Below are 13,006 nucleotides of genomic sequence, written 5' to 3'. Positions count from 1 at the left end.
CAGGTCATTGTCCACTACCTGGACTACGCGAGGAACGGCGGCAGGGTTCGGCTGTCGTCCTCGGCCACCCAGCGGCCGTCGCGCTGCGCGTAGGTCCACTTCGGACCTTCGGTGACGAGAGTGCGCAGCGCGGCCACCAAACGGTCCACGTGCTCGGCCGTCGTCCCGAGACCGATCGACGCGCGCACGGCGCGGTCTTCGTGCGAACCGGCCTTCTTCACCAGACGTCCCACGACCACATGGGCGCAGAACGCGCCGTCACGCACGCCGACGCCGTACTCGGCCGACAGCGCCGCCGCGAGGAAGCCCGCGTCGAAGCCGGGGACCGTGAAGCTCACGACGCCCACGCGGTCGACGTCGGTGAGGATCGAGAGCTCGCGCAGGCCGGGGATGGCGCGCAGGCCGTCCCGCAGCCGCTGCAGCAGCTCCTGCTCGTGCGCGATCGTCTGCTCCCAGTGCCGCGACAGGATCTCGCAGGCCGCGGCCAGCGCGTGCACGCCGATGACGTTCGGGCTGCCCGCCTCGTGCCGCTCCGGCACCGCGGACCACGCGACGCCGAGCCGGTCGCCGTGGTCGGTCACCTTCGCCGTGGCGCCGCCGCCCACCAGGTAGGGCTGGGCCTGCTGCAACCAGTCGGACCGGCCGACGAGCACACCGGCGCCGAACGGCGCGTAGATCTTGTGGCCGGAGAACGCCAGGTAGTCCACGCCCAGCTCACGGGCGTCGATCGGGCGGTGCGGGGCGAGCTGCGCGGCGTCGAGCGCGATGCGGGCGCCGTGCCTGCGGGCGACCTTCGCGAGCTCGGCGACCGGCCACAGCTCCCCCGTGACGTTGGACGCCCCGGTGACGATCACGAGCCGAGGACCGACCGGGGCGGCGGCCAACGCCCGGTCCAGCGCGACGAGTGCCGCGCCGGACGAGGAAGGAGTGGAGATGCGCTGCACGTTCGGCCCGCGCCAGGGCAGCAGCGCGGCGTGGTGCTCGCTGTCGAACAGCACGACCGCGGTGCCCTTGGGCACGCTGCGGGCCAGCAGGTTCAGCGCGTCAGTGGTGTTGCGGGTGAAGACGACGGCATCGGTGGAGCGGGCGCCCACGAACCGCCGGACGCGGTCACGCGCCTGCTCGTAGACGCGGGTCGACACCTGGGAGGCGAAGCCGGCGCCGCGGTGCACGCTCGCGTACCAGGGCAGCAGCTCGTCGACGGCGTCGCGCACCTCCCGCAGGCAGGGGGCGGAGGCGGCGTGGTCGAGGTTGGCGTAGGTGACGCGCTCTCCGGTCACCAGCGGGACGCGCAGGTCGGAACCGACGACGGCGGGAACCTTGGTGGTGGTGTCCGGGGTGATCGCGAGCGTCATCGAGCTGCCTCCTGGGCCGGGGGGCCTTCTCGGAGGCCCGCGCTTGACCGGCGCCCTGCGCGCCGGACCAGGTCCTCACCAAGGGCACCCCACCGCGGTTGGAGGGTTGCCGGCCAGCAAGCTTGGGCTTGACGCTGGCTCTCATGACCTGCCGACGACGTTAGCGGGCGCGTCACGATCCGTCGACACCTGATCACATCGTGAGAAGCGTCGGGGACCGACTATTCGCCGGTCTCGCCCTTCCACCGCGCGTAACGACCGGCCCGGTCCACGGCGCGAACCCGCCGTTCGGTGGCGTCGCGCGCCTCTTCTGTGGTCACGATGAGCAACTGGTCGCCGGTCTGCAGCCGGGTCGTCGGAAGTGGCGTGAAGCTCTTGCCCGAGCGCACCACGAGGCTCACCGTGGCGCCGGTGGGCATGCGCAGCTCGGTCATGTAGACGCCGTGCAGCTTCGACCCGCGCTGGATGTGCACCTGCAGCAGCTCGGCGCCGAGCTCGTCCAGCGGCGAGGAGTCGACCTGGACCTCCTGCGGCTCGCTCGCGTTGACCAGCCCGAGCCGCCGCGCGAGGAACGGCAGCGTCGTGCCCTGCACCACCGTGAGGACGATGACCAGCAGGAACACCGCGTCGACCAGCTCGCGCGCACCCTCGACGCCCTGGATGAGCGGGATCAGCGCGAACACGATCGGCACCGCGCCGCGCAGCCCCGACCAGGAGAGGAACGCCTGTTCCCGCCACGGCACCTTGAACGGCAGCAACGACAGCACCACCGACAGCGGGCGCGCCACGAACGTGAGCACCACGCCCGCGATCAGCGCGGGCACCAGCACGTCGAGCAGCCGGGACGGCGAGGCGTAGAGGCCGAGCAGGACGAACAGGCCGATCTGGGCCAGCCAGCCGAGCCCCTCGGCGAACGACAGGGTGTCGGCGCGGTGCGGCAGCCGGGCGTTGCCCAGGACCAGCGCGGCGACGTAGGTGGCGAGGAAACCGGACGCGTGCGCCAGGTCGCCCGCGGTGTAGGCGATCACGCAGACGGCGACGGTGGCGAGCGGGTAGAGGCCGGTGGCGGGCAGGGCCGCGTGCCGCAGTCCCGTGCCGCCCAGCCAGCCGAGCGCGACGCCGATCAGCGCGCCCGCTCCCAGCTCGTAGAGCACCAGCAGCGGTGCCGTCCACGAGATCTGGTCGGACGAGGCGAGCAGCACGACCGCGATGTAGACGGGCGCGTCGTTGAGGCCGGACTCCAGCTCGAGCGCGCCGGTGAGCCGTGCCCCCACCCCCAGCGACCGCAGGACGCTGAACACGGCCGCCGCGTCCGTGGACGACAGCACCGCGCCCCACAGCAGCGCCATCCGCCAGTCGAGACCCAGCAGGTGGTGCAGCGCGGTTCCGGTGATGGCGACGCTCACCGCAACGGCCACTGTGGACAGTGCGACGCCCAGCCACAGCGAGGTCTTGACCGCGTGCCACCGGGTCGTCAGGCCGCCCTCGGTCAGGATCAGCACCAGCGCCGCGATCCCGAGGGACTGGGTGAGGCCGGCGTCTTCGAAGTCGATGCCGAGCACCGACTCGCCCAGGAGCACGCCGATGCCCAGGTACAGCAGGAGTGAGGGCAGCCCGAGGCGGATCGACACCCGGACCGCGATCACGGAGATCAGCAGGACCGCGGCACCGACGCCCAGGACAACCGTGACATCACCCACCCGGACCATTCTGGTTGATCACCACCGAGTTGAACTAATCCGACGCGAAACCGACCTTCGCCCCTAGCGCGGCTCATGCACGGCAGAGCATGTTGATCAGTGGCTCAATCCCTACCCTGCACGGAGTTGAACCATGAGGATCCTGATCGCGCTGGCGGCCGCCCTGACGGTGGCCGGAACCGCGCCGGCGCAAGCGGCCGCTCCGGCGGTCCTGGCAGCACCCGACATCAGCGTCGCGAACGTCCAGGCGCACCTGAACCAGCTCCAGTCGATCGCCACCGCCAACGGCGGCAACCGCGCCCACGGCAGGCCCGGTTACCTGGCCTCGGTGAACTGGGTGAAGGGCAAGCTGGACGCGGCCGGCTTCACCACCCGCGTCCAGTCGTTCACCAGCAACGGCGCCACCGGCTACAACCTGATCGCGGACTACCCCGGCGGCGACGCGAACAACGTCGTGATGCTCGGCGGTCACCTCGACAGCGTCAGCGCCGGTCCCGGCATCAACGACAACGGCACCGGTTCCGCCTCGATCCTGGAGGTCGCCCTCCAGGTGAAGGCCACCGGGTTCGCTCCCACCAAGCACCTGCGCTTCGCCTGGTGGGGCGCGGAGGAGCTCGGCCTGGTCGGTTCCACGTACTACGTGAACTCGCTGTCGACGACCGAGCGTTCGAAGATCAAGACCTACCTGAACTTCGACATGACCGGCTCGCCGAACCCCGGCTACTTCGTCTACAGCGCGTCCGGCCAGCCCTCCGGCTCCCTCGCGCTGCAGCAGCGGCTGCAGGCCGGGTTCTCCTCGATCGGCGTCCAGACCGAGCTGACCAGCGTCGGCGGCCGGTCCGACCACGCCGCGTTCGCCCGCGCCGGCATCCCGGTCGGTGGCACGTTCACCGGCGCCGAGGGCATCAAGACCTCGGCCCAGGCGCAGAAGTGGGGCGGCTCCTCCGGTGTCGCGTTCGACCGGTGCTACCACCGGTCCTGCGACACCTCGGCCAACGTCAACGCGACCGCGTTGGACCGCAACGCGGACGTGATCGCCTACACCCTGTGGGCGACGGCGGCCTGATCGCGTTCTGAACACCCGCACGGCCGCACCGGGTCCTGCCCCGGTGCGGCCGTGCGGCGTTGTGGCCCGGTTCCAGTGCACCCCTGCTGCGTTTGCCCCTGTTCGCGGCGGCGCCCGACCGCGATCATGGGCCGGTGACCGGGGTGGGGGCGCAACGGGTTTTCATCAGCTACTCACGGCGGGAGTTCCACTTCGCCGAGGAGGCGGCGGCCGTGCTGGGGGCGCGGGCCGGCCTCGACCCGTGGCTCGACGTGCAGCGGCTGCGGCCGGGCACGGACTGGGCCGCGGCACTGGACGAGGGCCTGGAACAGGCTGACGCGCTGCTGTTGCTGGTGTCGCCGGCCGCGCTCGCCTCCGCGTACGTGCGCCACGAGTGGACGCGCGCGCTGGAGCGCGGCATCCCCGTGCACCTCGGAGTGGTCGAGGCCGCCGTGCTGCCGGAGGAGTTAGCCGGTCTGCCGGTGCACGACCTGCGCACCCGGTTCTGGGACCGGACCGCCGGGCTCGCGGCCGCCATCGCGTCCGGACGGGCCGAACCCGGTGGCAGCGCGCCACTTCCGAGCCGGTGGGGGTGGCCGCGGATGCCGGTGCCGGTGCTCGCGGTGTTCCTGCTGCTGGTGGTGACGACCGCCGTCCTCGGGTGGGCGTTCGCGCTGCTGGCGGTGACGGACGTGCGGATCACCGGGCTCACGTTCGACCCGTTCAGTGGCACCGGGTGGACCCGGCAGAGCGCGTTGCTCGCGCTGCGGCAGAAGTACTGGCTGACGATGCTGTTCCTGTTCACGGGCCTGACGGCGATGGTGTTCGCGGCGCTGACCGGGGTGGTCCTCGCGGGCGCCGGTCTGCCGCGGCGGCGCAGCCGGTCCAGCGCGTTGCTGTTCGCGTTCACCTCCGCCGCCGGATCGGCGCTGGCGCTGGGCTACGTGGCGCAGGTGGTCGTGGGGACCGTGCCGTTGCCGGGGCTGCCCGACCACGTGTTCCTCGACCGGTCGCTGCGTTACGAGCTGTACGCCATCCCGCCGGAGGTGGCCGGTGCGCTGGAGACGATCACCGTGCTGCTGGTCGTGGTGGTGCTGTGCGGTCTGGCGGGCACGGCCCTGGTGCTCCGCTCCCGTGTCCTGCGGCTGTGGCTGCCGACCGGCTCGGGCACCCGCCGCACCCGCCTGCCGCCCATGACCCGCGCCGAGCACCGCGAGCTCCTGGCGGGCTGGCCCGCCTACCACGAGGCACTTCCCGCGGACCGGAAGGGCCGCAACCCCTGGCTGGTCCTCACCCAGTTCCTGGCGCAGCGCGGCGTCCCGTCCGAGTCGCGGGACGGGCCGTCCGTCGGGGTGCGGTGCCTCGCGCCCGCCGACGAGCCGGTCGCCGACGAGATCAGGGCGGCCTGCCTGCGCGCGGGCCTGACCACGTCCTCCTCGCCCCGCTGGACCCTGGTGCTGGTCAGCGCGCAGGTCCCGTGGGAGGAGGCGGCCGAGGCGATCCGCTCGCTCGGGTCCGGCGCGATCGGCGTGCTGCTGGACCCGCTCGTGTTGCCCGCCGACGACGAGGACCTGCGCCGCCACCAGTGGCTCGACTTCCGCGAACGCCGCTCCGACACCCTGCTGTTCCTGCTGTCGTCGTTGCGCTCACCGGCCGCGGCCGCCGTCGAGGACGGCATGGCACCGACCCCGCTCGTCCCCAACCGGTTCCTCGCGCCGCCGGAGGTCCGCGCGTTCCTGCAGTACGGCCGCACCCTGCCCGCGTTCGCCGCGGCTTTCGCGGTGGTGTACCTGGCCTTCCACCCGTCGGCCTGGCAGTCGGCCGTGCTGTGCGCCCTGGCGGCGCTGCTGGTCTGGCGCCACACCGCCCTGAACCGCGGGGTGGTGACGCGGCGGTGCACCGCGACCGCCTTCCGCCGCGGTTACTGGTCGGCCTGGCTGCTCTTCGCGCTGTGGACCGGCGTGGCGGTGTCACTGCTGTGGACCCCGGTCGACGGCGTCCAGCCCGGCCGCGGCAACCCCGCGGTCCTGTACCCGATCGCGCTGGTGCTGCTGGTCGTGCTGCTGGCCGACACCGTGCTCTTCGCCCTCTACCTGCCCCTGCGCACCCGCTGGCTCCCCCTCGTCGTCGCGGGCGGGCCACCACCGCGCACCCGGACCGACGCCTGGACGGTGTTCCCGGCCCTGACGGCCGCGGCCGGTGCGATGGCGGCCATGTCGGTGCACCTCGTGGGGCTGCCCTAGCCGCGCCGGAGCAGGACCTCCACCGCCTCGTCGACCACCGGCTCGACCAGCTCCGGCGACGTCACCCACATCTGCGCCTGCCCGAGGTAGAGGCTGAACGCGATCAACGCCCGCTTCCTCGCCTGCTCCGGCGCGAACCCGAGCTGCTCGAACAGCACCGCGAGGTAGGCGATCCGCTTCTCGGTGACCCGCCGCAGCACCGGCGCGATCACCTCGTCGTCGGCGCCGGCCTGCAACGCCATCTCCACCGACCCCTTGTGGGTGCGGTCGAGCACCGTCGCGAACAACGTCCTGAGCCTGGCCTCCGGCGTCAGCTCCGCCTCGACCAGCTCGATGACCTTCTCGGTGTGCTCGCGCTCCCACCGCTCGACGGTGGCCCTGAGCAACTCCTTCCGGCTCTTGAAGTGGTGGTAGACGCTGCCCTTGGTGGCGCCCTCCCTGGCAGCGAGCGGCTCGATGGCGACGGCGCTGAGCCCGCCTTCCGCCAACGCTCTCAGCGCTTTCTCAGTCCAGTCGTCACGAGTCCTCCGCACCACGCTTCCATACGCTACCGTACGTTCCGAGAACATACGCCACCGCATGGAGGGAGATCACCATGATCAGGAACGTCCACTCGCGGGACCTCGGCGTGCCGGCCGGTCCGTTCGTCGAACGCATCCAGGAGCTCTGGCCACCCGCCTGGGGCAGGCAGGAGTTCGACCGCCCGCTCGGCGTCGGCGCCGACGGCGGCCACGGCCCGATCCGCTACCACTGCATGGAGCTCATCCCCGGTTCGTCGATCACCTTCGCGTTCTCCAGCGGCGAGGGCACCCACACGTTCTCGGCCGCGGGCACCGTCCTGACCCACGAACTGGTCGGCGAGTTCGCCCCGCTCACCCGCCTGCGCTGGGCGCTGGCGGTGCGGTGGCTGCACGACGCCTGCCTGGAGGACCTCCTCGACGCCTGCGAACGCGCAGCCGGCCGCGAACCGGCCCGCCCGGCCCGGTGGTCACCCTGGGTGCGGCTGCTGCGACAGGGCCTCGAGATGCTGACGAAGCGTCGCGCAGTGCGGGTGTGAGGCCGGGCGGGTCACGGCGGTATGCGCGCCCGTACAACGCACCCGTGTCCGCGAACTTCTCGTAGATGCCCGCGGGCACCGGCTCACCCGCACCACCCGCCGCACCGCCGCGGAGCCCCGGACGTCAGCCCCACCACGTCGCACGTCCCACACCACACCGACCGGGTCGCCCCACCCGTCCTCGGCGGCGAAGCCGACGACGTATCCGGCCCGCGCCGAGCGCACCACCGTGTAGCGGTGACCGGCCGGCGGCTGGAGGGTGCTGCGTTCACCGGCGGCGTCCCAGACCTGCCCGAGCACCGGCTCGTCCCGCGCGCCGTACCGGGTGGCGACGACCCGCCCGTCGTCGTCGAAGTCCTCGACCTGGTAGGTGGCGCCGTCATCGGTGCCCGCGATCGTTTTCCGCCGTGCACACGGGACGGGGCCGTTTCCGGTCGACATCCCCGGAAACGGCCCCGTCTCACGTCATCAGGCGCGTGCCACGGCCACCTTCACCTTGGCACCGTCGCCGACCGTGCCCTCCGAGACACCGGCCCCGAACACCACGTCCGCGGTCAGCGTCTCCGACTTCACGAACTCCAGGTGCCGCTCCACGGCCGCGCGGACCTCCTCGGGCAGCTCCAGCGTCAGCGTGATCCGGTCGGACACGTCCAGCGCGGCGTCCTTGCGCGCCTGCTGCACCACCCGCACGAGGTCACGCGCGACACCCTCGGCCTCCAGCTCCGGGGTCACCGCCGTGTCCAGCACGACGACGCCGCCGCCACCGGGCAGTGCCGCCGTGGCGGCCGGATCCGTTGCCACCAGGCGCTGTTCGTACTCGCCCTCGAACAGCTCGATCCCGGCGGCCACGACCTGACCGTCCACGAGGGACCAGTCGCCGGCCTTGACGGCCTTGATCACCTTCTGCACGTTAGGGCCGAGCCGCGGACCGGCCGCGCGCGCGTTGACGACCAGCTGGAACTGGCCGTACGCGTCGACGTCGGGGGTCAGCGACACCTCCTTGACGTTCACCTCGTCGCGCACGATCTCCGCGAAGTCCTCCAGCGCCGCCGCCGAAGAAGAAGCAACCGTCAAGCGCGCCAACGGAAGCCGCACGCGCAGCTTGTTCGCCTTGCGCAGCGACAACGCCGTGGAGCAGACCGCGCGCACCTCGTCCATCGCCGCCACGAGCGCGTCGTCCGCGGGCAGGTCGGTCACGGCCGGGAAGTCCGCCAGGTGCACGGAACGGCCACCGGTCAGCCCCCGCCACACGACCTCGGCCGTGTACGGCAGCAACGGCGCCGCGACGCGCGTGACGACCTCCAGCACCGTGTGCAGCGTGTCGACCGCGTCTTGGTCGCCGGACCAGAAACGGCCGCGCGAACGCCGCACGTACCAGTTCGTGAGCACCTCCAGGTACTCGCGGACCAGCTGGCAGGCACCGGAGATGTCGTAGACGTCCATCGCCGCGGTGACGTCGCGCACGAGGTCGTGCGTCTTCGCCAGCGCGTACCGGTCCAGCACGTGCTTCGAGTCGACCCGCCAGGTGCCCTCGACGCCCTCGGCGTTGGCGTACAACGCGAGGAAGTACCAGGAGTTCCACAGCGGCAGCACGGCCTGGCGCACCGCGTCGCGGATGCCGCGCTCGGTCACCACCAGGTCGCCGCCGCGCAGGATCGGCGAGGCCATCAGGAACCACCGCATGGCGTCGGAGCCGTCGCGGTCGAAGACCTCGTTGACGTCCGGGTAGTTCTTGAGCGACTTGGACATCTTCTGGCCGTCGTCACCGAGCACGATGCCGTGCGCCACGCAGTCGCGGAACGCCGGCCGGTCGAACAACGCCGTCGCGAGCACGTGCAGCGTGTAGAACCAGCCGCGCGTCTGCCCGTTGTACTCGACGATGAAGTCGCCGGGGTAGTGGTTCTCGAACCACTCGGCGTTCTCGAACGGGTAGTGCACCTGCGCGAACGACATCGAGCCCGACTCGAACCAGCAGTCGAGCACGTCCGGCACGCGGCGCATCGTCGACCGGCCGGACGGGTCGTCCGGGTTCGGGCGCACCAGCTCGTCGATGTGCGGGCGGTGCAGGTCGGCCGGGCGCACGCCGAAGTCGCGCTCCAGCTCGTCCAGCGACCCGTACACGTCGGTGCGCGGGAACTCGGGGTTGTCCGACACCCACACGGGCAGCGGCGAGCCCCAGTAGCGGTTGCGCGAGATGTTCCAGTCGCGCGCGTTCTCCAGCCACTTGCCGAACTGGCCGTCCTTGATGTGGCCGGGCACCCAGTTGATCTGCTGGTTGAGCTCGACCATCCGGTCCTTGAACTGCGTGACCGCGACGAACCACGCCGACAGCGCCCGCTGGATCAGCGGGTTGTTGCACCGCCAGCAATGCGGGTACGGGTGGTCGTAGGTCTCGTGCCGCAGCAGCAGACCGGCGTCCTTGAGGTCGCGGATGATCTGCTTGTTCGCCTCGAACACGTGCACGCCCGCGTACGGCGGCACCTCGGCGGTGAACGTGCCGTCGGAGCCGACCGGCACGACGACCTCGATGCCCGCCGCGTCCGTCACGACCTTGTCGTCCTCACCGAACGCCGGTGCGATGTGGACGATGCCGGTGCCGTCGTCGGTGGTCACGTAGTCGGCGGTCAGCACCTGGTGGGCGTTCTCGCGGCCGACGAAGAAGTCGAACGGCGGCAGGTACCTCTTGCCGACCAGGTCCGCACCCTTGTACCTGGCGACGACCTCGGGCTCCTCGCCCAGCTCCCGCGCGTAGGCGGCGACGCGGGCCTCGGCCAGCAGGTACCTGTCCCCGTCCGAGCCGACCACGGTCACGTAGTCGACGTCCGGGTGCACGGCGGCGGCGAGGTTGCTCGGCAGCGTCCACGGCGTGGTCGTCCAGACCAGGGCCTTCTCGCCGGACTCCAGGCGCAGCGCCACCGTGACGGCCGGGTCCTGCCGGTCGCGGTAGGCGTCGTCCATCTTGGTCTCGGTGTTGGACAGCGGCGTCTCGCAGCGCCAGCAGTACCACAGCACGCGGAAGCCCTCGTAGATCAAGCCCTTGTCCCACAAGGCCTTGAACGCCCACATGACGCTTTCCATGTAGTCGAGGTCGAGCGTCTTGTAGTCGTTGTCGAAGTCGACCCAGCGCGCCTGCCGCGTCACGTAGTCGCGCCACTGGTCGGCGTACTGCAGCACCGACGTGCGGCAGGCCTCGTTGAACTTCTCGATGCCCAGGGCGTCGATCTCGTTCTTGTGCGTGATGCCGAGCTGCTTCTCCGCCTCGTACTCGGCGGGCATGCCGTGCGTGTCCCAGCCGAACCGGCGCTCGACGTGCTTGCCGCGCATGGTCATGTAGCGCGGCACGACGTCCTTGACGTAACCGGTCAGCAGGTGGCCGTAGTGCGGCAGGCCGTTGGCGAAGGGCGGGCCGTCGTAGAAGACGAACTCGTTCGCGCCGTCGTCGCCCACCGGGTTGCGGTCGATGCTCGCCTGGAAGGTCTCGTCGTCCTTCCAGTACCCGAGCACGTCCTGCTCGAGGTTCGGAAAGGACGGCTGCGCCGGGACCTCGTTCGCTCCGGCCCTGGGGTAGGCCATCTCCACTGCTCCTCGCGGTCAGATGTGACACGCGAGGACGACACGCCGATGTGGCTCGGCGAGCCGCGGTACCACCCCGCTTGCCCACCACGCGGGTGAGCCGCTCGTTCTTCGGCTGTGACGGGCCGGTCCCGTCCGGTTCTACTGAGGTTCGCCGAACCCGTTCTTCCGGAGGCTCCCCGGTGATGGCCGGATCGGTGCCTGTGGTTACAGCGTAACGGGTGGGCGCAAACCGTATGCTCGCGCGATGACGTTGACCACCGCGCTGTCCATCGTGCTGGCCGTCCTGTTCGTCGCGACCGGCGCCGGCAAGCTCGTGGGTGCGCGGAAGTCGATCGAGGTCCGCGACCACTTCCGGATGAGCGGCGGCCTGTGGCGGACCATCGGCGCGCTGGAGTGGGCGGGCGCGGCCGGTCTCGTCGTCGGCTCGTTCACCTGGGCGTGGGTCGCGCACGCGGCGACGGTCGGTCTGGGCCTGCTGATGGTCGGCGCGACGGTCACCCGGCTGAGGTACGACTCGAAGCCGACCGGCGTGGTGCTGGACCTGGTGCTGCTCGGCCTGCTGATCACCCTGCTGTTCCTGGACCGCTGAGCGGCGACTCCGCCCCTACGGGCGCGGCCCGAGCTCCACGATCCTCGCGCCGCCGAGGTCGGGCAGCCGGCGGACGGCCCGGCGGCCCCGGACGAGCATGACCGCGGGGACCAGCAGCAGGACCAGTGCGACCGCGACCACCGGCAGCCAGAGCGGGAAGCCCGGCGGCGGCACGGTCTCCCGCACGAACGCCAGCAGGTCCGCCCGCACCGGCCCGTCGGCCAGCCGGGCGCCCTGGGCAGAGCCGGGCACGGTCTTGACGGTGCTGAACAGGGCCGCGTTCCCGAGCCGCGCCACGACGCCGGTGGCGGTCACCTCGCGCCCGCCACCGAGGCCCACACCGTCGTCCTCCGCCGCGGCGAGGAAGACGGGCCCGTCGAACGCCTCCAGGCCCGCGGCGGCGTCGAGCACGTTGCCGCCCATCGCCACGCGTTCGAGCGGGGAGAGCAGGAACATGCCGTGCAGCCGGGGCACGTCGGCCGCGACCGCGGCGAGGGCGGTCGCACCGGTGGTCCCGGCGCCCGCCATGAGCGAGGTCACCCCGCGCCGTTCCAGCTCCTGGGCGGCGGCGACCACGTCGTGGTCGAACCGGAAGGACTTGCCGAGGTCGAGCACCTCGGTGCGCGCCTGGAGCAGGAGCACCTGGTAGCCGTCGTCCTCAAAGTGGCGCGCGAGCGGCAGCCAGTCGCAGAACCCGTCGGTCACCCCTGGCACGAGCAGCACGCCCTTCGGCCCGCCGCCGAGCACCAGCCCGGTCAGCTCCAGGTCGTCGGCGGCCCGGAACGCGACAGCGCCACCGCGCAGGTCGGCCGGCACGCACCCGTCCAGCTCAGGACCCGCGACCGCGGTGGACGTGCCGCCGAGCAGCACGAGGACGGCTACGGCTGCGGCGTGGACCAGTGTTCTGAAAGGCACACCGCATTCTGGACCCCCGCACGGCCTCGGCAGGCGGGAATCACGCGGACCGGCTCCGGCGCACCAGCGCGCCGTCGGGCGCACACACCCCGCAGGGCGTGAAACCGAGCTGACGTGCCTCCTGCACCGGGAGGCCCAGCGTGGGCCTCCCGGCGAGCCAGGAACACGAGCTCAGGTGGTACCGGGGCCGCTCGTCCAGCACCCGCACCTCGTCCACCAGGTCGGCCACGACGAGCAGGTCCGCCGCGTCGGTGTCCTCTTCCGGTGGTTCCTCGTCAGCAGGCGGCGTGTCGGCAGGCGCCGGCGAGACCACCTGATGATCATCAGGTACAGCATGTTGATCTACACTCTGGGCTGCGGCCGCGGGGTCCCCCGGACGTCGTCGCCACCAGTCCCATGCGAGGACCAGGGCGGCGAGCGCACTCGCTCCCACGGAGGCCCACGCCCAGATCGTGTCGGACGTGGTCAGCGCGGGCACGAGCAGCCCGAGGGCGGCCAGCACCAGAAGCAGAACTACGAAGAGCAC

General features: G+C 71.7%; 11 protein-coding genes and 1 riboswitch. Of the genes, 4 read left to right on the top strand and 7 right to left on the bottom strand.

The annotated features are described in order from the left end of the window. Positions 1-23: 23 nt before the first annotated feature. Together ACZ7CD_RS11400 and ACZ7CD_RS11395 are read right to left on the bottom strand one after the other, a co-directional pair. The gene (locus ACZ7CD_RS11400) at positions 24-1,355 is read right to left on the bottom strand and encodes an aminotransferase class V-fold PLP-dependent enzyme (protein WP_458430739.1); all 1,332 of its coding nucleotides are present in this window, start codon (positions 1,353-1,355) and stop codon (positions 24-26) included. Positions 1,356-1,389: 34 nt separating this feature from the next. Beyond that, positions 1,390-1,504, bottom strand: a riboswitch (SAM riboswitch). A 72-nt stretch (positions 1,505-1,576) separates the two neighbouring features. Beyond that, the gene (locus tag ACZ7CD_RS11395; RefSeq protein ID WP_360390472.1) at positions 1,577-3,055 is read right to left on the bottom strand and encodes a potassium/proton antiporter; all 1,479 of its coding nucleotides are present in this window, start codon (positions 3,053-3,055) and stop codon (positions 1,577-1,579) included. A gap of 133 nt (positions 3,056-3,188) precedes the next feature. Between ACZ7CD_RS11395 and ACZ7CD_RS11390 the strand changes: the two genes are divergently transcribed. Together ACZ7CD_RS11390 and ACZ7CD_RS11385 are read left to right on the top strand one after the other, a co-directional pair. Then, complete coding sequence (locus tag ACZ7CD_RS11390) at positions 3,189-4,121, top strand: M28 family metallopeptidase (protein WP_458430738.1); 933 nt, start codon at positions 3,189-3,191, stop codon at positions 4,119-4,121. Positions 4,122-4,255: 134 nt separating this feature from the next. Next, positions 4,256-6,343 carry a TIR domain-containing protein gene (locus ACZ7CD_RS11385; protein WP_470378839.1) on the top strand — a complete coding sequence of 696 codons (2,088 nt, stop codon included), beginning with the start codon at positions 4,256-4,258 and terminating at the stop codon, positions 6,341-6,343. Here the strand turns inward: ACZ7CD_RS11385 and ACZ7CD_RS11380 are convergent. Next, positions 6,340-6,879 (bottom strand): TetR/AcrR family transcriptional regulator, encoded by a 540-nt coding sequence (locus ACZ7CD_RS11380; RefSeq protein WP_470375498.1) that lies wholly within the window; start codon positions 6,877-6,879, stop codon positions 6,340-6,342. The two genes, ACZ7CD_RS11385 and ACZ7CD_RS11380, sit on opposite strands and share 4 nt — an antisense overlap. 59 nt (positions 6,880-6,938) lie before the next feature. Between ACZ7CD_RS11380 and ACZ7CD_RS11375 the strand changes: the two genes are divergently transcribed. Continuing rightward, positions 6,939-7,400 (top strand): SRPBCC family protein, encoded by a 462-nt coding sequence (locus ACZ7CD_RS11375; RefSeq protein ID WP_470378838.1) that lies wholly within the window; start codon positions 6,939-6,941, stop codon positions 7,398-7,400. Here the strand turns inward: ACZ7CD_RS11375 and ACZ7CD_RS11370 are convergent. Together ACZ7CD_RS11370 and ileS are read right to left on the bottom strand one after the other, a co-directional pair. Continuing rightward, on the bottom strand, positions 7,332-7,841 hold the full coding sequence (locus tag ACZ7CD_RS11370) for a hypothetical protein (protein WP_470378837.1): 510 nt from the start codon (positions 7,839-7,841) through the stop codon (positions 7,332-7,334). The two genes, ACZ7CD_RS11375 and ACZ7CD_RS11370, sit on opposite strands and share 69 nt — an antisense overlap. A 27-nt stretch (positions 7,842-7,868) precedes the next feature. Continuing rightward, positions 7,869-10,973, bottom strand: a complete 3,105-nt coding sequence (ileS, locus tag ACZ7CD_RS11365) for an isoleucine--tRNA ligase (RefSeq protein ID WP_360390487.1) — start codon at positions 10,971-10,973, stop codon at positions 7,869-7,871. A gap of 247 nt (positions 10,974-11,220) precedes the next feature. On the opposite strand from ileS, the gene ACZ7CD_RS11360 reads away from it, so the two are divergent. Beyond that, the gene (locus ACZ7CD_RS11360) at positions 11,221-11,565 is read left to right on the top strand and encodes a DoxX family protein (RefSeq protein ID WP_360390490.1); all 345 of its coding nucleotides are present in this window, start codon (positions 11,221-11,223) and stop codon (positions 11,563-11,565) included. Between the two features lie 15 nt (positions 11,566-11,580). Here the strand turns inward: ACZ7CD_RS11360 and ACZ7CD_RS11355 are convergent, their stop codons facing one another. Then, the gene (locus tag ACZ7CD_RS11355) at positions 11,581-12,480 is read right to left on the bottom strand and encodes a hypothetical protein (RefSeq protein ID WP_360390493.1); all 900 of its coding nucleotides are present in this window, start codon (positions 12,478-12,480) and stop codon (positions 11,581-11,583) included. A gap of 40 nt (positions 12,481-12,520) precedes the next feature. Further along, positions 12,521-13,006, bottom strand: coding sequence for a hypothetical protein (locus ACZ7CD_RS11350; protein ID WP_360390496.1), 486 nt, complete (start codon positions 13,004-13,006; stop codon positions 12,521-12,523).

Source organism: Lentzea sp. NPDC036949 (genome assembly GCF_055608075.1).
The sequence above is the reverse complement of the archived record's forward strand: the minus strand, read 5'-3'. Positions and strand labels throughout refer to the sequence as shown.

What these genes read in the sequence shown, in the direction of transcription:
- ACZ7CD_RS11400 (WP_458430739.1), bottom strand. Translation starts at nt 1,355, where the DNA reads ATGACGCTCGCGATCACCCCGGACACCACCACCAAGGTTCCCGCCGTC.
- ACZ7CD_RS11390 (WP_458430738.1), top strand. Translation starts at nt 3,189, where the DNA reads ATGAGGATCCTGATCGCGCTGGCGGCCGCCCTGACGGTGGCCGGAACC.
- ACZ7CD_RS11375 (WP_470378838.1), top strand. Translation starts at nt 6,939, where the DNA reads ATGATCAGGAACGTCCACTCGCGGGACCTCGGCGTGCCGGCCGGTCCG.
- ACZ7CD_RS11370 (WP_470378837.1), bottom strand. Translation starts at nt 7,841, where the DNA reads ATGTCGACCGGAAACGGCCCCGTCCCGTGTGCACGGCGGAAAACGATC.
- ileS (WP_360390487.1), bottom strand. Translation starts at nt 10,973, where the DNA reads ATGGCCTACCCCAGGGCCGGAGCGAACGAGGTCCCGGCGCAGCCGTCC.
- ACZ7CD_RS11360 (WP_360390490.1), top strand. Translation starts at nt 11,221, where the DNA reads ATGACGTTGACCACCGCGCTGTCCATCGTGCTGGCCGTCCTGTTCGTC.